Annotated in this window: 17 protein-coding genes; 14 read left to right on the top strand and 3 right to left on the bottom strand. The window is 37.1% G+C overall.

All coding sequences use genetic code 11. The annotated features are described in order from the left end of the window. The first annotated feature begins 14 nt into the window (after positions 1-14). The 5 genes from ACIP9C_RS08730 (at position 15) to ACIP9C_RS08710 (ending at position 3,865) form a co-directional block, all read left to right on the top strand. Positions 15-311 carry a putative quinol monooxygenase gene (locus ACIP9C_RS08730; protein ID WP_401009719.1) on the top strand — a complete coding sequence of 99 codons (297 nt, stop codon included), beginning with the start codon at positions 15-17 and terminating at the stop codon, positions 309-311. A gap of 228 nt (positions 312-539) precedes the next feature. Continuing rightward, entirely contained in the window at positions 540-1,115 is a 576-nt protein-coding gene (locus ACIP9C_RS08725; protein WP_401009717.1) for an RloB family protein, read from the top strand. Positions 1,116-1,353: 238 nt separating this feature from the next. Continuing rightward, positions 1,354-2,127 (top strand): ABC transporter ATP-binding protein, encoded by a 774-nt coding sequence (locus tag ACIP9C_RS08720; protein ID WP_401009715.1) that lies wholly within the window; start codon positions 1,354-1,356, stop codon positions 2,125-2,127. Positions 2,128-2,142: 15 nt separating this feature from the next. Further along, positions 2,143-3,096 carry an ABC transporter substrate-binding protein gene (locus tag ACIP9C_RS08715; RefSeq protein WP_401009714.1) on the top strand — a complete coding sequence of 318 codons (954 nt, stop codon included), beginning with the start codon at positions 2,143-2,145 and terminating at the stop codon, positions 3,094-3,096. A 10-nt stretch (positions 3,097-3,106) separates the two neighbouring features. Then, positions 3,107-3,865, top strand: coding sequence for an ABC transporter permease (locus ACIP9C_RS08710; protein ID WP_401009713.1), 759 nt, complete (start codon positions 3,107-3,109; stop codon positions 3,863-3,865). A gap of 29 nt (positions 3,866-3,894) precedes the next feature. Here the strand turns inward: ACIP9C_RS08710 and ACIP9C_RS08705 are convergent, their stop codons facing one another. After that, positions 3,895-4,335, bottom strand: a complete 441-nt coding sequence (locus tag ACIP9C_RS08705) for a winged helix-turn-helix transcriptional regulator (RefSeq protein WP_401009711.1) — start codon at positions 4,333-4,335, stop codon at positions 3,895-3,897. Positions 4,336-4,460: 125 nt separating this feature from the next. On the opposite strand from ACIP9C_RS08705, the gene ACIP9C_RS08700 reads away from it, so the two are divergent. The 6 genes from ACIP9C_RS08700 (at position 4,461) to ssuE (ending at position 12,434) form a co-directional block, all read left to right on the top strand. Continuing rightward, positions 4,461-4,979 (top strand): DUF4242 domain-containing protein, encoded by a 519-nt coding sequence (locus tag ACIP9C_RS08700; protein WP_401009709.1) that lies wholly within the window; start codon positions 4,461-4,463, stop codon positions 4,977-4,979. Between the two features lie 18 nt (positions 4,980-4,997). Beyond that, complete coding sequence (locus ACIP9C_RS08695) at positions 4,998-6,053, top strand: acyl-CoA dehydrogenase family protein (RefSeq protein WP_401009708.1); 1,056 nt, start codon at positions 4,998-5,000, stop codon at positions 6,051-6,053. Between the two features lie 133 nt (positions 6,054-6,186). Then, positions 6,187-8,253 (top strand): catalase, encoded by a 2,067-nt coding sequence (locus ACIP9C_RS08690; protein WP_401009707.1) that lies wholly within the window; start codon positions 6,187-6,189, stop codon positions 8,251-8,253. A 248-nt stretch (positions 8,254-8,501) separates the two neighbouring features. Further along, the gene (locus tag ACIP9C_RS08685) at positions 8,502-9,698 is read left to right on the top strand and encodes a polysaccharide deacetylase family protein (protein ID WP_401009706.1); all 1,197 of its coding nucleotides are present in this window, start codon (positions 8,502-8,504) and stop codon (positions 9,696-9,698) included. Positions 9,699-10,169: 471 nt separating this feature from the next. Continuing rightward, positions 10,170-11,507: a dihydrolipoyl dehydrogenase gene (gene lpdA / locus ACIP9C_RS08680; protein ID WP_401009704.1), complete on the top strand. Its 1,338-nt coding sequence runs from the start codon at positions 10,170-10,172 to the stop codon at positions 11,505-11,507. Positions 11,508-11,900: 393 nt separating this feature from the next. After that, positions 11,901-12,434, top strand: a complete 534-nt coding sequence (ssuE, locus tag ACIP9C_RS08675) for an NADPH-dependent FMN reductase (protein ID WP_401009702.1) — start codon at positions 11,901-11,903, stop codon at positions 12,432-12,434. 47 nt (positions 12,435-12,481) lie between these two features. Here ssuE and ACIP9C_RS08670 read toward each other — a convergent pair whose 3' ends face one another. Next, positions 12,482-12,646, bottom strand: a complete 165-nt coding sequence (locus tag ACIP9C_RS08670; RefSeq protein ID WP_401009700.1) for a hypothetical protein — start codon at positions 12,644-12,646, stop codon at positions 12,482-12,484. 220 nt (positions 12,647-12,866) lie between these two features. Here ACIP9C_RS08670 and ACIP9C_RS08665 point away from each other — a divergent pair, with 220 nt between their 5' ends. Further along, positions 12,867-14,255: an aldehyde dehydrogenase gene (locus ACIP9C_RS08665; RefSeq protein ID WP_401009698.1), complete on the top strand. Its 1,389-nt coding sequence runs from the start codon at positions 12,867-12,869 to the stop codon at positions 14,253-14,255. Between the two features lie 28 nt (positions 14,256-14,283). On the opposite strand, the gene ACIP9C_RS08660 is transcribed toward ACIP9C_RS08665, so the two are convergent. After that, complete coding sequence (locus tag ACIP9C_RS08660; protein ID WP_401009697.1) at positions 14,284-15,888, bottom strand: two-component system sensor histidine kinase NtrB; 1,605 nt, start codon at positions 15,886-15,888, stop codon at positions 14,284-14,286. A 271-nt stretch (positions 15,889-16,159) separates the two neighbouring features. Between ACIP9C_RS08660 and ACIP9C_RS08655 the strand changes: the two genes are divergently transcribed. Together ACIP9C_RS08655 and ACIP9C_RS08650 are read left to right on the top strand one after the other, a co-directional pair. After that, positions 16,160-17,626, top strand: a complete 1,467-nt coding sequence (locus tag ACIP9C_RS08655; protein ID WP_401009695.1) for a UDP-N-acetylmuramoyl-L-alanyl-D-glutamate--2,6-diaminopimelate ligase — start codon at positions 16,160-16,162, stop codon at positions 17,624-17,626. A gap of 288 nt (positions 17,627-17,914) precedes the next feature. Beyond that, complete coding sequence (locus ACIP9C_RS08650) at positions 17,915-19,492, top strand: peptide chain release factor 3 (protein WP_401009694.1); 1,578 nt, start codon at positions 17,915-17,917, stop codon at positions 19,490-19,492. Positions 19,493-19,580: the final 88 nt, after the last annotated feature.

Genomic DNA, 19,580 nt, shown 5'->3' with positions numbered 1-19,580 from the left:
AAGGATGGGTAACTATGATTATTATTCACGCACACCTACAAGTAAAACCGGAACAAGAGCAAGCATTCTTGCAAGAAGCAAAGATCCTTCTTTCAGCAACAAGAGCTGAAGAGGGTAACATTAGCTACGATTTAATGAAGTCTACTGAACATGCTTGCCATTATACAATGGTTGAAGTTTGGAAAGACGTAGAAGCTACTGCAATCCATAATACGAGTGAGCATTTCACTGCTTTTACTCAAAAAGCACTAACTTTTATGGCTGCACCAATGAACCTTAAAATATTTAGTGGAGAACCTGTAAAAGCATAATTTGTAAAAATAGCAAACACCCCAAGGAGTGATTCTTGGGGTGTTTGCTTATGTTCATTTTCATCAAATGGATTTTAAAGGCACGGACAAATGTTGCATTTGGCATGAGTCATAGTAGATGCATACAATAAAAGAAAGGCGATCTTTTTCTAGTGAACTCATTGCAACACCAGTTATAAATGAATACTTATCCAATCAATATTTACGTGAAGTGGAGGTATTTGACCAGTGAGCGTACATCAACATGGCAATCGAACAATACGTAAAACAATATTAATTTATTGTGAGGGAGAAACGGAGCGCATTTACTTTGAGCAATTGCGTATTTTAAAACGCTCGAAAACAGTGAGTGTCAAAATAAAAAACGTTAAGCGCTCTGCAATCAAGCTAGCACAACACGCCTTCCGTGATTCCAGCTATCAATATTTTGATGAAGTATGGATTGTATTTGATAAGGATGATTTAACAGATAAACAGCTAGACGAAGTAAATGTGTTCTGTGAGGAAAAAAATATTCACATCGCTTATTCGAATGAGGCATTTGAATTGTGGTTATTACTACATTTTGAAGAAGTAGATGTATCTGAAAAATATCCACGTGCTGTTTTAAACAACAAGATGGAGGAGCATTTAGGGGTAACACGATATTTCCGGCATAAGGCAGATGAGTCTATTATTGCTCCGATTGCATTACTTCATGAGGTAGCCATTAAAAATTGCGCGGAAATGATGTCCCTACGAACTACAGAAAACCGTGATAATCCTTATTGCAATATACATGACATGATCCAATACATATTCTAAATATGATGTCTTGTTCAGCTAACGTAATGAGAAAGGTAAAGCATTATTTAAGTACAGGCGATGAATAGTTTGCAGGTTTTTTATCTAAAAATAGAAAACCTGTTTTTTTATGCGAATTGTCGGAATACAAATATATTTCTTGAAATTAGGTTGAAATTTTAAACTGAGTATAATAAAATAACTTAAAACATATTAAACCTAGTAAAATTATAAGATTAAAGTGTGAGGTGACAATTGCATGAAGACAGCACCGTTAATTTCTATTCAACAAGTTAGTAAATCATTTGCTGAGCAGACAGTACTCCATGAAATATCATTGGATATACAAAAGGGAGAGGTTATTGCCATATTAGGAAAGAGTGGTTGTGGCAAAAGTACATTGTTAAATTTAGTTGGGGGTTTTGAGCAACCATCTAGTGGACAAGTATTGTTAGAAAACCAAGTTGTTACTAGAGCAAGTAAACGCTGTATTATGCTCATGCAAAATTATGGATTACTACCTTGGCGTTCTGTGCAAAAAAATGTAGAGCTCGCATTAGAGGGAGAGACTTTAACAAAGAGTGAACGACAGCAACGTGCACAGTATTATTTGAAGCTTGTTGGCTTAGAAAATCGATTAAGCGCATTACCTAGTGAATTATCGGGCGGTATGCAACAGCGTGTTGCCATTGCACGCGCATTAGCGATTCGTCCAGAGGTTATTTTAATGGACGAACCGTTTGCAGCACTTGATACCTTTACACGTTATTACTTACAGGATGAGCTACTTGCTATTCAAAAAAAGGAGCATACAACTATTTTATTGGTAACCCATGATATAGACGAGGCTATTTATTTAGCAGATCGCATTTTTATTATGAGTCCAAATCCCGGACGCGTCCATCGTGAATTACATATTCGTAGTACGAAACCACGCGATCGTTCTGATTCGGAATTCCAGCATTTTCGTGAGATTATTTTCAATGAATTTCAGTTTACGCATCCGCAAGATACGATTGAATACAACATTTAAATTGGGGGTAAAACGATGAACAAGAAGTTAGGCATATTTTTACTAGCGTTGCTACTTTTGCTGACACTTGCGGCATGTGGAACGGATGAAGAAGGGGCAGTATCGCAAACAGAGGGCAATAAAAAGGTAGTGAAAATTGGGTATTTACCAATTACGCATGCTGCACCACTTTACATGCAAACAGATAAAGAATACGAAGATTATGTCATTGAGCTTGTGAAATTTGGTTCATGGCCCGAGCTAATGGATGCTTTAAATACAGGGAAAATTGATGGTGCTTCAGTTCTTATTCAACTAGCGATGAAGGCAAAAGAACAAGGAATTGACTTAAAGGCAGTAGCGTTAGGACATCGAGATGGCAATGTTTTAGTTGCTGCTCCAACGATAAAAAAAGTGGATGACTTAAAAGGGAAAAGTTTTGCGATTCCAAATAAATATTCTACACATAATATTTTGTTATATCGCATGTTACAGAACGCGGGCTTAAATTATGAGGACGTAAATGTCGTAGAGCTACCACCAGCAGAAATGCCAGCTGCGCTTGCAGAAGGTCGTATTGCAGGATATGTAGTAGCAGAACCATTTGGTGCTATTTCTGTGGCACTTGAAAAGGGTAAAGTGTTATTCCAATCAGAGGAAATTTGGCCAGATTCAATTGACTGTGGACTAGTACTCCGTCATGATTTTATCGAAAAAAATAAAAATATTGCAAAACAATTCGTCAAAGATTATGCCGCTGCTGGTGAACTCATGAATGCAGAGGGAGACCATGCACATGATGTTGTTGCTAAATACATTAAGGTTGATAAAGATGTTTTAGATTTATCATTAAATTGGATTTCGTATCACAACTTGAAAATTGAAGCGGATGCGTATGCTATTTTAAGAGATTCTTTAATAGAGATGGGCTTGTCAGAGAACCCACCATCATATGAGGAATTTGTTGATACGACATTATTGGAAGAATAGTAGGGTGCATATGATGAAAAAAATAGGACCAATTTTACTTGGATTCGTGTTATTAATAGGAGTTTGGCAAGTAGTAACGATTATTGGTGATCATGATGCAGCATTATTTCCTCCGCCATTAGATGTTTTTATGGCATTACTAGATATCATCAAAGATGGCTCAATATTCGAGCATATACAAATTAGTTTATTTCGCTTTTTTAGCGGTTATTTGTTAGCGGTTGTAGTCGCTGTAACTGTCGGATTAGTTGTAGGGAGATTGGTGAAAGTTTGGGCAGTGCTAGATCCGATTGTACAAATTCTACGTCCTGTATCACCGATTGCCTGGTCACCTTTTATCGTACTATGGTTTGGCATTGGCAATATGCCAGCCATCGTCATTATATTTATTGCAGCATTTTTCCCAGTGTTATTATCCACAGTGGCTGCTGTGAAAAAAGTCGATGCTACTTATTTACGAATTGCAGCCAATTTTGAAATGTCGCAGTTTAACCTAATGCGTAAAATTATTTTTCCAACTGCATTCCCTATGATAGCAAATGGGTTGCATATGGCATTAGGAAGTGCGTGGATATTCTTAGTTGCTGGAGAAATGGTGGGGGCGCAATCAGGATTAGGCTTTTTAATAGTCGATGCTAGAAATTCACTAAGTCTAGATTTAGTTATGGCGGCCATTATTGTTATTGGCGTACTCGGTTTGTTGCTCGACAAGGTCATTCGTTATTTTGAAGGATGGGTTGCGAAAATTTGGGGCGGACAAGGAGCTTAGAGTGGGCAAAAAAGAGCTAGCCCAATGAATTATTGGTTAGCTCCGTTTTGAATGGCACGTATTTGAATCGTATCGCTACGCTCGCCTGTGTTTTTTGAATAGTAACCAATTTCTACTCGGTCACCTGACTGCGCATCAACAATTTCTTTATAGCAAGGGTCCAAATATTCGCTGCCCCATAAAATCATTGCATTAAATACAGATTCTAATGCCTTTCCTGATTCAGTTAAAGAATAGGCATAACGTGGCGGATGTGCTGAGTAAAGTGTGGAAGCAACTAAACCTGCTTCTTCTAATGATTTTAAGCGTGCAGACAATAAATTTGCTGAAAGACCTGGCAAATTTAATTTAATGTCATTAAAGTTCGATTGACCGATTAAAAGTTCATGTAAGATGAGCAATGTCCAGCGATCACCGATAATGTTCAATGTTTGTGCAATATTGCATGGTAAGTCATATCGTGTTTTCATAGTGTTCCCTCCATGCAGTAGTGTAGCACAAATCATAATTTTTAGTAAATTCAGTTGTTTTTATTAAGTAAGTATAATAAAATAACTCACATAAAGAAAAAACAAACTATTCGGAGGTATTTACTATGAGTTTATTTTTAGTAGAATCAACAGTTAATGAAGTAACGAACAAAGAACAATTTGCAGCATTAGTAGAGCGTGTAGGACAAGAGCAGGATGTAACTGTTATCGAAGTACAAGTAGCAAAGGATTTTAGTCGTGCTTACTTTATCGTGGAGGCAAATGAAGAACGTCAAGCAACAACTGCACTTGCAGGTCAAAACATTCAAACAGATTTAGTAAAAGAAGTTCGCCTAGTTGGGAAAGAGCTGGATGAAGTTAAAACAAATCAAGAAGTTGTGAATTATTTAGTAGAGTGGGAAATTCCAGCAGAAATTACAATGGATCAATATTTAGCACGTAAAAAGAAAAACTCAGTTCACTATGAAGAAGTTCCAGAAGTACATTTTTCTCGCACATATGTATGTGAGGATATGACAAAGTGCCTGTGCTTCTATGATGCACCAGATGAAGCAGCTGTAAAACGTGCTCGTGAGGCAGTGCAAACACCAATTACGTCTTTAACTGAATTAGCTGATAAGTAAAGGATAGGAGTGGAAACCATGGCAGTAGATGCAGTAGCTTTACAAACGTTAATTGAAGAAAAATTAAAACCGTTCGTAAAAAAGATTGATGAGGAAGCTTATTATGCGGAGGATTTTTTATTGGAGCTCGGCAAGGCAGGATTTTTTGCTTCAACACAAAAAGATGAACAAACAACGCTACTAGATGAGCTAACGATTGTACAAGAGACAGCGAAAGTTTGTATGACAACTGCATTTTGCCTATGGTGCCACCTTGCCGCTTTAACTTACTTACGTAAAACGAATAATAAGCAATTACGCGAAAACATTTTACCATTACTAGAACGTGGAGAAGTACTAGGGGCGACAGGTTTATCGAATCCAATGAAGTTTTATGCTGGTCTAGAGAAGCTTCATTTATCAGCGGAGCGTGTGGACGGCGGCTATGTCGTAAATGGAGTGTTACCCGCTGTTTCAAACTTAGCAGCGAATCACTGGTTCGGGGCGATTGCCCATAACGGTGAGCAGGAAGTGATGGTTTTCGTTAATACAGACAATGAAAATATTACACTAAAGGAAAAAATCCACTTTTTAGGTGTCAACGGCAGTGCGACCTATACATGTAAGTTTGACAACGTGTTTGTTGCCGATGACTATGTCATTGCACAAGATGCAAGCACATTTGTAGATACTATTCGCCCGACATTTGTACTGTATCAAATCCCACTAGGTTTTGGTGTCGTAGACTCAGCGATTGAAGGGATAGAAAAAGTGAAGGCTAAGCAAAATGGTTGTAATGAATATTTGCAAGTACAAGCGGATGAACTAACAGAAAATCTACATTTTTTACAAGAAACACTTCAAACACTAATTCAATCTGGAGAAGTAAATTTACAAGCAATTTGTCAGCTTCGTTTACAAGTCGTTTATAATACATTGGCTGCAGTGCAGGCCAACATGCTACATAATGGCTCAGCTGGTTATATTGCGGGAAGTACACCATCACGTAAGCTACGCGAGGCCTACTTCTTTGCTAATTTAACACCGACAGTTAGACAGCTTGAGAAGATGACGACAACAGCGAAAGCTAAATAGAGAATGAAGGAACCTTGACAGGCGTTATTGAGTCAAGGTTCTTTTTTATTGATGGACTCTTCCATTCATGTTTATTTTAGAAAAACATACAGTGTATATAGAGCGTAATTAGAACAAGAGGAAAGGGGATCGTGTGGATAAGTCTAAATCAAATCAGGGCAAGGATTTGACTGAGAATGCGAAGGATCAACAACTAGAGGCATTTCGCGTCAATAATGATGGGAAAAAGATGACAACCAATCAGGGGCTGAAGGTTTCCAATGATGAAGATTCATTGAAAGCTGGCGTTCGTGGACCAACCATTATGGAGGATTTTCATTTTCGGGAAAAAATGACACATTTTGACCATGAGCGGATTCCTGAACGAGTTGTACATGCTAGAGGATTTGCCGCGCACGGAGAGTTTGAACTATATGAGTCGATGAAAGAGTATACGAGAGCAGATTTTTTACAGGAGCCTGGGAAAAAGACACCTGTATTTGTTAGGTTTTCAACAGTAGTAGGGAGCTTGGGCTCAATGGATACGGCGCGTGATGTACGTGGGTTTGCAACGAAATTTTACACTGAAGAGGGCAATTATGATTTGGTCGGCAACAATATCCCAGTTTTTTTTATTCAGGATGCTATTAAGTTTCCAGATTTAATTCATGCTGTAAAGCCTGAGCCTCATAATGATATGCCACAAGCGGCTTCTGCACACGATACGTTTTGGGATTTCGTTGCAAATAATCAGGAAATAGCACATATGATTATGTGGCATATGTCTGATCGAACGATTCCTAGAAGTTTTCGGATGATGGAAGGCTTCGGTGTGCATACGTTTCGTTTTGTAAATGACAAAGGTAGATCCAGATTTGTGAAATTTCATTGGAAGCCTGTGTTAGGTGTGCACTCACTTGTTTGGGATGAAGCGCAAATTATTGGGGGCAAGGATTCCGATTTTCAACGGCGAGATTTATGGGAATCAATTGAAATTGGGGATTTTCCAGAGTATGAGCTTGGTGTCCAGATGATCGAGCCGGAGGAAGAATTTAGATTTGATTTTGATATTTTAGATGCAACAAAACTATGGCCAGAAGAGCTAGTACCTGTCAAAAGAATCGGGAAAATGACATTGAATCGCAATGTGGATAATGTTTTTGCTGAAACCGAGCAAGTCGCTTTTCACCCTGGAAATGTTGTGCCGGGCATTGATTTTACAAATGATCCGCTACTACAAGGTCGCTTATTTTCATATATCGATACACAACTTCTTCGTCTAGGCGGACCAAACTTTGCTGAGATTCCTATTAATAGGCCAGTTTGCCCTATTCATAATAACCAACGAAATGGATTTAGTCGACAAACGATTAATACGGGAAAGGTGAGCTATCATAAAAATTCGCTTGCAGGCAATACTCCTTCGACATCAACTGCAAAAGAAGGGGGATTTGTGCATTATGAAGAAAAAGTCGAGGGACGTATTACAAGGGCTCGAAGTAAGTCCTTTAATGACCATTTCTCACAAGCTCGACTATTTTGGAATAGTATGTCGCCACCTGAAAAGCAACATATCATTGACGCCTTTAGCTTCGAGGTAGGAAAGGTGAAAAGTAAATACGTTCGCCAGCAAGTTGTTGATATGTTTGTCCGTGTCGATAAAGAGATGGCTACAATAGTTGCTGATAATATTGGCGTTAATCGACCTACAGGTGAGCAATCAAAAGTTACTATATCATCACCTGCACTAAGCCAGGCAAATACTGTGAAATTGCCACAGACACTTAAAGTGGGGGTATTAATAGGTGATGGATTTGACGCCAATGAGGTTGGAGAAGTACTGAAGTATTTAACAAGGAACGGAGTTCGATATAGCATCATTTCTGACAGACTCGGTGTTGTGAAGGGCACTAATGGTGTACAGTTAACAGCGACTGATACATTTATTACGACCGATGCGGTGCTGTTTGATTCTTTATATGTTGTCGGAGTTCGAGCTGACAATCAAGCAAAGTTTAACACCTATATTGTCAATTATATTAATGAGGCGTACAGACATTTTAAACCAATTGGTATTGCTTCAACAGGAACAACATTTTTTAATATGTCCAATGCCAATGTAGGGCCAGGAATTATTTTAGCAACTGGAAATGCTGGATTTGCCAAAAAATTTGTAGATGCCATTGCTCAGCAACGCTTTTGGCAGCGCAATATTTATTGATGGACGTTCTATGGCAGGTGCCAGGCACTCAAACAATTTCCATGCAAGCCATGTATTTTATGATTTTTATTATTTAGGAAGCGATATTATGCTAAGTATCTTTGCTTTCTTTGCTAAGTGTCAGGCACTCAAACAATTTATCGCTCATCACATGAAAGAGACTGTTCGATGTTGAACAGTCTCTTTCAGTCTGTCATTATTTCGTATATACTTAATATAGACTATAGTTTGAGAGAGGGACCAATATTATGCAGTATTTAAGGAGAATAATAGTATTTGTTGTACTTGTTTGCTTCTTTATAGCAATGTCAGATCAAGCGATGGCAGCAAAGCCAACAAAATTTTATGAATATAGTAATGCCAAAGGTGTTACGGTCATTAACTTTCATTCATTTGGTGATTACAAGGAAATAGCCAATATAAATATTACAGAAAAGCTATTTCGTGAGCAGTTGAAGATGCTAAAGGACAATGGCTACTCAACAATTACCGAGGATCAGCTAATCGCATATTTACAAGGGCATGGTCGTATTCCTGAGAAGTCTGTATTTTTAACGATAGATGATGGCTATGAAAGTGTATATAAGGTTGCATATCCTATTTTGAAAGAAATGGGCATGCAAGCGACATTGTTTATAATCGTAAATGATGTGGAGACAGGATTCAGAAAAAATGTACCAATGTTGAACTGGCAACAAATAAAGGAAATGTCCGATTCCGGATTTATTCATATCGGCAACCATACATATGATTTACATTGGCGTGGCAACAATGATAAGCCGAAACACGAGGCAATGATACTTAATCAAAAGAAAAATGGAGAGCCGCTTACAAATGAGGAACGCCTTCGATATATTCAAGAGGATATTACAAAAGCACATCAACTAATTGAAAAATATACGGGAAAAGCGCCTAAATCCTTTTCCTATCCATACGGTGTTTATGATCGAATTGCCGAGCAGGCTGTCAAAGAAGCGGGTTATACTATCGATTATTCTACACAGGGTGGCTATAATTTATTTGGCGAGGGTACCGTTCACATTAAACGAATTGACTCTAGCAATCGAGTGTCAGCCCATGAATTAAAAAAGATTTTAGAAAAAAATTATACACATGCGGAGCAACAATATCGACAACGGGATATTCAAGTAGAAGCACAAGTTACAACAAATAAAGTGACAGTAAAAGCTTGGTTGAAAAGTGATATGAATAAAGGACCACTGCAAGCTAAAGAGACGCGGTTTGAGCTTTATAAGATGGTGAATGGTGAGCGTCAGCTACAACGTGAATTTGGCGGTTACCGAGTGGCAGCAAGTTCGAATGCAAGAGTAATGTCAACAGAAGAAAATATTGCAATTTACGAAACAGGAGGCTATTCCGTTAAAACGATTATTATTAAACAAGACGGAAGTAAAGAAGTTTTCTGGATTAATTTCAATAAGTAACTGAAAACAAGTCTCTCTAGAATAGGCTTTCCGCTATAAGAATTTCTATAAAAACCGCTATGCATCGCGGAAATAATGCTTCATAACGCGGGAATATGGTTTTGTATCGCGGAAAAAACGCTTCATAACGCGGGAATATGGTTTTGTTTCGCGGAAAAAATGCTTCGTATCGCGGAAAAAACGCTTCATATCGCGGAAATATGGTTTTGTATTGCGGAAATAATGCTTCGTTCCGCAGAAATCCCGCTATGTTTCTCAGAAGTATCGCTTTGTCCTGCGGAATTACTTTGCTTCAAATAAATCTCGCTATACGCAGATATCCACCTGATACTACCGTAGTTGTCTCGAACAGAAGTCTCTCATGTGAGAGGCTTTTTTCATTAAGTGAATTTCTCCATCGTAACTTAAGAAGGATATGTCAATTGCATTGAAATTTTGTAAATGTTAAGGTGATTATTGAGGTGAATAGACGTGGAACAATTTGATATCGCTATTATTGGTGCAGGTCCAGGAGGATATGTGTCAGCAATTCATGCGGCTAAAAGTGGTATGAAAGTAGCTTTAGTAGAACGTGATAAAGTTGGCGGAGCTTGCTATAATGTTGGCTGTATTCCATCAAAAATTTTGTTAGAGCACAGTAAATTAGTGCAAGAAATACAACGTGGCAATGATTGGGGAATTGAAACGCCAGTCGTTAATGTAAACTTCCCTCGTTTAATGCAACGTAAAAATACAGTCGTTCAAGAGCTTTTAGAAAATATTGAACAGTTCATTGCGAGCAATTATATTACATTTTATCGTGGAGAGGCATCGGTAGCTGCCGATTTAACGGTAACGGTCGGTCAAGAAACTTTTGTAGCGAAAGATATTATTTTAGCAACTGGTAGTAAGCCATTTGTTCCTCCATTTAAAGGACTAGAAAGCTCATCATATTATACAACGGATACATTTTTTGATATGGAAGAACTTCCACAACAGCTAACGATTATTGGTGGAGGCGTAATTGCCGTAGAAATGGCATTTAGCTTAGCACCACTTGGAACGAAAGTAACGATGTTGAATCATAGTGAAGATATTTTACAAACGGAAGAACCAGATGCACGACCAATTATTCGGGAGAAAATGAAAAATATCGGTATCGAACTTGTGACAAACTTTCAATTTGAGCAATTTAACGGCAATGAAATTCATACCTCTAAAGGAATCTATACATACGAAAATTTATTATTTGCAACAGGGCGTCGTCCAAATACGGAAATTGCGCAACAGCTAGAGCTTGATTTTGATGGTCGTTTAATAGCGGTAAATAAGCATTATGAAACAAGTCATCCACATATTTACGCAATAGGTGACTTAGTGGGAGGCTATCAGTTAGCACATGCTGCTAGTGCGGAAGGTATTTATGTTGTGGATTATATTTTAGGGGCTACACGAGCATTGGTTGAACAAGCACTTATTCCGCGTTGTGTTTATACCCATCCTGAAATTGCGACGTTTGGCTTGTTAGAAGATCAAGTTCATCAAGCATATACGGTGACAAAAATGCCAATTAACACAAATCCAAAGGCGTTGATGGAAGGAAATGTGGAAGGTTTTATAAAGCTTGTTGTAACGAAAGAGGAAGGGCATATATTAGGGGCATGTGTTGTTGCTGATGGTGCTACAGAAATACTTAATGCTATTTTAGCTACGAAAAATGCTGGTGGTACAGTAAATGAATTAGCAAATATAATTTTTCCTCATCCTACAGTATCAGAGCATATTGGAGATGCTGCAAAAGCGGTATTCGGCAAAGCGATTCATCAATAAAATAAATGGAGAGAAGGTTGTTCACTTATTGTTGTGGCAACCTTTTTGTATTCAAATATAAATTCCATTAAAGCTTATTGACTTTATCGAATATTATGGTAAATTAAGTTTATAAGATTACTTGGTATTAGACAAAATAAGCTGGCTAGACATCTAGAGGCTTCTATTTTACACAACGGCTTAATTGTTGACTGTAAATATAGAAACCTCTTTTTTGTCAAAGGGAGAAATGAACGCCAAAACACAATGATAAATGTTGAGAAAATGATTTTGCGTAGACGAGTCACCAATTTGGTAATAATGACAAAATAAATATTTCTTCATTTGTCGGGAAGGCCTACTACTTCGAGATAGGGTAGTCAATTATTTAATAAAATAAAGGGAGTGAGCAAGATGACAAAAGTAGTGATCATTAATGGTAGTAATACAAGGTATTCGCGTGTGACGGCGATTCAGGAGAAGGTCGAGCGTTTTTTTTCAGCTCAATGTACAACAATACACACAATTCACGTACATGAACTGCCTGCTGCTGCGTTAATAACTGCAAACTTTGCAAGTGAAGCCATAAAAGCAGAAAATCAAAAGGTGGAGGAAGCTGATATTGTTGTCATTTTAACACCTATATATAAAGCATCTTATACAGGAATATTAAAAACCTATTTAGATTTATTGCCACAAAAAGCGTTAGTAGGTAAAAAGATTTTACCTATTGCAGTGGGTGGCTCTATTGGGCATTTACTTGCATTAGAATATGCTCTAAAACCTGTATTGGCTGTATTAGGAGCTACAGATATTGCCCATTCCGTTTATATTATCGACAAGCAAATTATACGTTTAGAGGACGGCAGCTTTGCTATTGAGGAGGAAGCTATTAATCGTCTTGATGTAGAACTTAAAAAAATCCAGCACATTGTAGCTGTGAATTAACGTATAAAAGCGCATCATAGGAAATATCCACCTATGATGCGCTTTTATTAATTTACTTCAGGTTCATCCATTAAAGTATCTTGCTCCGACGGTATTGTAGAAAGATATAAAAAAGCCTCATCTTGTAATAACGATAATTTCTCTTCACATATCCCGTGCGATAAAGCTCCTGAAAAAATGGATTCCCACCAAGTTCCTGTTGTTGTTGTCATTTATCTACGCCCCCGTTTCGATTCGATATGTAATTGTATAATTCCCGAGATTCACAAAAAAAAACATGGCATCATTAGTTGTTATTTCTTTTTTTTTACATCATCACCTATTTCAGAAGGAGGATTTTTATCCTTCAATGTTGTATCGTATAGACAAAGATAGTTTGTTTCAAAAAAGACAAAACTATGTATCGCAATTTTAAAAAAGGGGTGTTTATTTATGAATTTTACGCCACAAGATGTTGAAAATATGATTACAGAGCAGCGACAATTTTATTTTTCTCGCGCTACAAAAGATGTAAAATTTCGAAAAAATCAATTAACAAACTTAAAGAAAAGTATTTTAAAGTATGAAAAGGATATTTTGAATGCATTATTTTTAGACTTAAGAAAAAGTGAGTTCGAGGCATATGCAACAGAAATTGGAATTGTTCTTGATAGTATTTCTTATATGGTGAAAAATTTAGAGGAATGGGTGAAGCCTGAAACAGTTAAAACTCCAATTCACCTTCAAATGGGGAAAAGCTTTATTGTTCGAGAGCCTTATGGTGTGACGTTAATTATTGGGCCATTTAATTACCCATTTCAGCTTGTGATGGAGCCTTTAATTGGTGCGATTATTGGTGGGAATACAGCTATTGTAAAGCCATCTGAAACGTCAGTGCATACAGCAAATATTGTGAAAAAAATTATTGAGGAGACATTCGATCCATCCTATATACGTGTTGTAGAAGGTGAAAAGGAAGAAGTAACTGCACTTATTCATGCTTCGTTTGATTATATATTTTTCACAGGAAGTGTAGCGGTCGGTAAAATAGTGGCGAAAGCAGCAGCTGAACGGTTAACTCCGATAGCACTCGAACTTGGTGGTAAAAGCCCAGCAATAGTCGATCAAACAGCAAATTTAGAAGTTGCTGCCAAACGAATTGCTTGGGGAAAATTCACAAATACTGGTCAAACGTGTGTAGCTCCAGACTATTTGCTTGTCCATAAAGACGTTTATGATCGATTTATGAAATTGTTAAAGGACACTGTCCGTTCTTTCTACGGGAAAAATGCAATAAAAAGCCCGGATTACGGTCGTATTGTGAATATAAGACAGTTTGATCGTCTGCAGAAAATTTTAGTGGAGGAGCGGGACACAATTACATATGGGGGGCGAACAGATCGTGATGATTTATATATAGAGCCAACCATTATTGAATATGTGAAGTGGTCAAGTCCTTCAATGCAAGATGAGCTATTTGGACCGATTTTACCCGTTATGGTATATGATGATTTACGAATTGCTATACATCAAATTCGTCAATTGCCTAAACCATTAGCTGCATATTTTTTCTCTGAACATGAAAAAGCCATTCAATACTTTTTAGAGGAGCTACCATTTGGCGGTGGCTGTATAAATGATACGGTAACACATGTAGGAAATCAGCATTTGCCATTCGGTGGGGTTGGCCCTTCAGGGATTAATGCCTATCATGGGAAGGCAAGCTTTGATAATTTTACACATCCAAAATCAATATTAAAAAAATCTTCAAAGCTTGAAACAAATATTCTTTTCCCACCATATAAACAAAAAGTTAAGCTTATTCGTACTATTATGAAGTAATGCTGAGGGAGGTGTCTTGTTTATCCTTTTAGACACCTCCAACCTCATTATTTTCTGCTGGCGGTAGTTTTATTTTTATAGTTGAACCATAGTTTAACTTGCTTTCAATAGCAATAGCACCACCATGTTCCTGAATAATCTTATTTGATATGAGCATACCAAGACCTGTTCCTGTTGACTTGGTCGTATAAAAAGGTTCAAAAATACGTTTAATCAGTGCCTCAGACATTCCGATACCATTATCTGTAATCGTCACCATAATTAATCCTTCCGTATCCTTAGCAATGAAAATAATGATTTCACCTTCAGTTGTACGTGCTTCAATTGCTTCTATGGCATTTTTTATAATATTAATGAATACCTGTTTTAACTGATTTTCATTAGCTAAAATTTGGTTATCTTCGCTGACGATATGTAGTGAAAAGATAATGTTATGTTTTTGAAATTCGAGATGAAATAGTTGACTAATACTGTTAATCACGTCGTCAATCGATACGATTTTTAATTGTTCAACATGAGGCTTGGAAAGTACTAAAAATTCACCAATAATTAAATTAATACGCTCGATTTCCGATTGGATTATTTCGGTATATGCGTAACAGGTTGAATCTTTTTCCGTACTCATCATTTGAACAAAACCTGATATAACCGCCATAGGATTACGGATTTCATGTGCTACCCCAGCCGCTATTTCGCCTGCCATTTTTAGCTTTTCTGATTGTAGTAAAAGTTGTTCATTTTCCTTTTTATAAGAAATATCGCGTGAAATAGCAGAAATAGCGATCATTTTGTTTGTGCGGTCATAGATAGGCGAGAGTGAAATTTCGACATCGAAAACTGTACCATTTTTTCGCATATCTTGTGTTTCTAACAGTTTAAAACTTTTTCCTTCTAATAAACTTGCATAGCGTTGTTCTGCTTCCAAAACATTTTCGGGAGGGACGAGAGGGATGCTCTTGCCAACAATTTCTGCACTTGTCCAACCATATACTTCCTCAAAAGCAGGATTTACATCAATGACGCGATTATCTAAACTAAAAACCGCAATACAATCATTCGCATGTTGGAAAAACAAATGCAAATAGGCTTCTTGCGAAAGCAACTCTTGTTTTTTCTGTAAGTTCATCTCATTTAGTCGATACCAGAAATGTTGTAAATGGCGAGATTGAATCCAACCAACAATAGTGAGTAACAGTACAACAAAAATAAATGTTTCGAAATACCGTGGATGTACAATGAATTCACTTGAAATCCGGTGAAAATAAGAAAGAGCTATAATTTCCAACAAAGAAACAATACTAATAAAAGTATTCAATTTTATCGATTGGTAAATAGTTATTAATAATATATAGAAAATAAAGCAAATAAAACTAGTTAAGGAAATGCTAAAAATATTAAGATAAACGATAGCTATATTGCCTGAAATAATTATTACCCATTGCATAGCAATTGGTTTAATTTTTAAAATTTTACCAGCCAGTAAAGGTAGAGAGATTATTAACAACACACCGATCAGTACTTCGAGGCTACTATAGAGATCTAACATAATGAGCACTCCATAGGCAAAAATAGCTGTCACATAAAATAGCACGATAATCTCATTGCGCATACGTAATAATTCCAATTGTTGCATATTTAGCACCTCAATTTTTAATCGATATTCCCATCATACATGATTCATTGTTGTCGATAAATGCCGATTTTTGATAAGATAGGAAAAATCCAACTTAAATTTTAAAATGGTAGCGTTTTCATTTAAAAAACGTTTCGTGAGGCATTTCATTTCTAGGCGAATAAGTAGTAAAATAAATTCATTAGGTAAGTGGGGGTATTCAGATTGTCTTTTTTTGTCGAAAAACAAGGAATGATGAAATGAATGTTGAGATTGATTGGAGGACTATGAAATGTATGCAGAGGAATTGTTAAGTGCATTACCTTTGAAAAAAATAATTGGCGTGTTACCAAACCAAGTGACGGATATTGTTATCGATTCTAGAAGTGTGCAACCGAATAGCATGTTTGTATGTATTAAAGGTTACACAGTGGATGGCCATGATTATGCGCAAAGAGCTGTTGAGGGTGGTGCAACTATTGTTGTCACAGAACGAGAACTACCATTAGCTGATGCGATTGCACAAGTTGTCGTGAAGGATACAGATCGTGCAGTTGGTTTGTTAGCTGCGAAGTTTTTTGATTACCCTTCAAAAGATATGACAATGATTGGTGTAACAGGGACGAATGGTAAAACATCTGTAACAGGTATTATTCAAAATATCATGCATGGTATGGGCGAGAAATCTGCATTATCAGGAACAATTGGTTTTAATTTAAATGGTATTTTATATGAATCTGCAAATACCACAAGTGATGCATTATCGACGCAACAAATGATTTTCCGTGCAAAAATGGAAGGCTGTCGTTTAATGACAATGGAGGTTTCTTCTCATGGATTAGCTCTTGGTCGTTTAGCTGGTGTTGATTATGATGTTGCAATTTTTACGAATCTTACTCATGATCATCTTGATTTCCATGGTACGATGGAGGAATATGGGAATGCGAAAGGCTTATTATTCTCTCAACTTGGACAAGACTTAGAAAAAAATAAACTAGTTGTGCTCAATGCAGATGATGCTTGGTCAGAACGCTATGCAGCAATGACACCATTCCCAGTATGGACTTATGGATTAAACAATGAGACAGCTGATTTCCGTGCCATTAACTGTGAGTATCATGATTACATGACTTCATTTGATGTAGTTATGTCTGAAGGCATATTTCCAGTAAAAATGCATTTACTTGGTGAGTTCAATATTTATAATGTTCTTGCTGCAATGGTTGCATTTTATGGCAGAGGCTATTCAATGGAAGCAATTATTGAACAGATAGAGCAATTACCACCAGTAAAAGGACGTATGGAAAAAGTATGCTCAGATTTGCCAGTGCAAATTTTTGTGGATTACGCGCATACACCAGATGCTATTGAAAAGGCGATTGCTGCAGCTACGCCATATAAAAAAGGTAAGCTTATTTTCTTAGTTGGCACAGGTGGTAATCGTGATAAATCTAAGCGCCCTGCAATGGCTGAAAAGGCATCTGCAGCAGATTATGTAATTTTAACGACAGATGACCCACGTTATGAGGATTACGATAGTATTACAGGCGATCTTGCTAAAGGTATGATGCATAAAAATTATGCATGTATTGGAGACCGCGCAGAAGCAGTCCGTCATGCAATAGAAGTAGCTGAACCAGGAGATATGATTATTTTTGCTGGTAAAGGACATGAAGATTATCAAATTATTGAAAATACGAAATATCCACATAGTGATGCAGAAATTGCTATAGAGGCAGGACAACTAAAATTTGTCTAAATTAATTTGTGTAACAACCTTTTAAATGATTACGGGGAACAGCTTGTGCAGGAAGATATTTTTTCTGACAAGCCCATCCTTGCAAGTCAGCGTAGTGAAGGCTTCTACACTCGCACAAAATTTAACGTAGTGTATATGATTTAATGAATAAAATATTTTTTATTGACAGTCTGAACCCTTTTAGTAGTGACTAAAGGGTTTTCTTTTTGGTGAATTCATGTAAAAAGGTTGTACGAAGGGCTAGACTTCTTTTATTATTAGTAGGTATGAAAAAAGGAGAATGAAGAGATGACTTCAAATTTAGAAAAAGATATATTAGCACGCCGTACGTTCGCTATTATCAGCCACCCAGATGCTGGGAAAACGACGATTACGGAAAAGCTTTTACTTTTTGGCGGAGCGATTCGTGACGCAGGTACAGTAAAAGGTAAGAAATCAGGGAAATTTGCAACATCTGACTGGATGGAAATTGAAAAACAACGTGGTATTTCGGTAACATCTTCTGTTATGCAGTTTGATTATAGTGGTTCGCGCGTAAATATTTTAGATACACCAGGACACCAAGATTTCTCTGAGGATACGTATCGTACATTAATGGCAGTAGATAGTGCTGTCATGGTTGTAGATGCTGCTAAAGGGATTGAGGCACAAACATTAAAACTATTTAAAGTTTGTAAAATGCGCGGTATTCCAATTTTTACATTTATCAATAAATTAGACCGTCAAGGGAAAGAGCCACTTGAGCTAATTGAAGAGCTTGAAGAAGTGCTTGGTATTCAAGCATACCCAATGAATTGGCCAATCGGTATGGGGAAAGAATTCCTTGGTATTTATGACCGTTATAACAAACGTATTGAGCAATTCCGTACTGAAGAAGGAGAACGTTTCCTACCAATCGATGACAATGGTGAGTTAGCAGTTGACAATCCGATGAAAGTCACTTCATATTACTCACAAGCGATGGATGACATTATGCTACTTAATGAGGCAGGTAATGCCTATTCAGAAGAAAAAATCCGCCGCGGTGAATTAACACCTGTGTTCTTCGGTTCGGCTTTAACAAACTTTGGGGTACAAACATTCCTTGAAACTTATTTAAAATTTGCTCCAACACCTCAACCTCGTATTACAGAAGATGAGCAGTTCATTGACCCTGTTGAGCATCCAGAGTTTTCGGGCTTTATTTTCAAAATTCAAGCTAATATGAACCCAGCACACCGTGACCGTATTGCCTTTGTACGTATCGTATCTGGTAAATTCGAGCGCGGTATGAATATGACGCTATCTCGTACAGGTAAATCTTTTAAAGTGACACAGTCTACACAGTTTCTAGCTGACGACCGTGAAACGGTTGATGTAGCAGTGGCTGGAGATATTATTGGATTATATGATACAGGAACATATCAAATTGGTGACACTGTCGTAGGTGGCAAGAAAACGTTCCAATTTGAAAAATTACCGCAGTTCACACCTGAGCTATTTGTTCGCGTGACAGCGAAAAACGTAATGAAATCGAAGCAATTCCATAAAGGGATTTTACAATTAGTGCAAGAGGGTGCCATTCAATACTACAAAACGCTTCATACAGAAGAAGTTATTTTAGGTGCAGTTGGTCAATTACAATTTGAAGTATTTGAGCACCGCATGAAAAATGAATACAATGTTGAAGTAAGAATGGAACCAATTGGTTCAAAAATGGCACGTTGGATTGAAAATGAAGACGATGTAAAAGAATCGATGTCTTCAAGTCGTTCAATGCTTGTAAAAGACCGCTTTGACAATCTTGTTTTCCTATTTGAAAATGAATTTGCTATGCGTTGGTTCTCAGATAAAAACGAAAATATTAAATTATATAGCCTTCTATAAAAAGAAACACGAATCGACATTTCATCGATTCGTGTTTTTTTACAAGGAAAATAAGAGATTGATGTAGAATATATACAATATAAGGAAA

Source organism: Lysinibacillus sp. NPDC093210, from assembly GCF_044753985.1.
Taxonomy (GTDB): Bacteria; Bacillota; Bacilli; order Bacillales_A; family Planococcaceae; genus Lysinibacillus.
The sequence above is the reverse complement of the archived record's forward strand: the minus strand, read 5'-3'. Positions and strand labels throughout refer to the sequence as shown.

Coding starts and splice junctions, on each gene's coding strand:
- ACIP9C_RS08670 (WP_401009700.1), bottom strand. CDS start 12,646: ATGACAACAACAACAGGAACTTGGTGGGAATCCATTTTTTCAGGAGCT.
- ACIP9C_RS08710 (WP_401009713.1), top strand. CDS start 3,107: ATGATGAAAAAAATAGGACCAATTTTACTTGGATTCGTGTTATTAATA.
- ACIP9C_RS08665 (WP_401009698.1), top strand. CDS start 12,867: ATGAATTTTACGCCACAAGATGTTGAAAATATGATTACAGAGCAGCGA.
- ACIP9C_RS08685 (WP_401009706.1), top strand. CDS start 8,502: ATGCAGTATTTAAGGAGAATAATAGTATTTGTTGTACTTGTTTGCTTC.
- ssuE (WP_401009702.1), top strand. CDS start 11,901: ATGACAAAAGTAGTGATCATTAATGGTAGTAATACAAGGTATTCGCGT.
- ACIP9C_RS08695 (WP_401009708.1), top strand. CDS start 4,998: ATGGCAGTAGATGCAGTAGCTTTACAAACGTTAATTGAAGAAAAATTA.
- ACIP9C_RS08715 (WP_401009714.1), top strand. CDS start 2,143: ATGAACAAGAAGTTAGGCATATTTTTACTAGCGTTGCTACTTTTGCTG.
- ACIP9C_RS08655 (WP_401009695.1), top strand. CDS start 16,160: ATGTATGCAGAGGAATTGTTAAGTGCATTACCTTTGAAAAAAATAATT.
- ACIP9C_RS08700 (WP_401009709.1), top strand. CDS start 4,461: ATGAGTTTATTTTTAGTAGAATCAACAGTTAATGAAGTAACGAACAAA.
- ACIP9C_RS08660 (WP_401009697.1), bottom strand. CDS start 15,888: ATGCAACAATTGGAATTATTACGTATGCGCAATGAGATTATCGTGCTA.
- ACIP9C_RS08730 (WP_401009719.1), top strand. CDS start 15: ATGATTATTATTCACGCACACCTACAAGTAAAACCGGAACAAGAGCAA.
- ACIP9C_RS08705 (WP_401009711.1), bottom strand. CDS start 4,335: ATGAAAACACGATATGACTTACCATGCAATATTGCACAAACATTGAAC.
- ACIP9C_RS08720 (WP_401009715.1), top strand. CDS start 1,354: ATGAAGACAGCACCGTTAATTTCTATTCAACAAGTTAGTAAATCATTT.
- ACIP9C_RS08650 (WP_401009694.1), top strand. CDS start 17,915: ATGACTTCAAATTTAGAAAAAGATATATTAGCACGCCGTACGTTCGCT.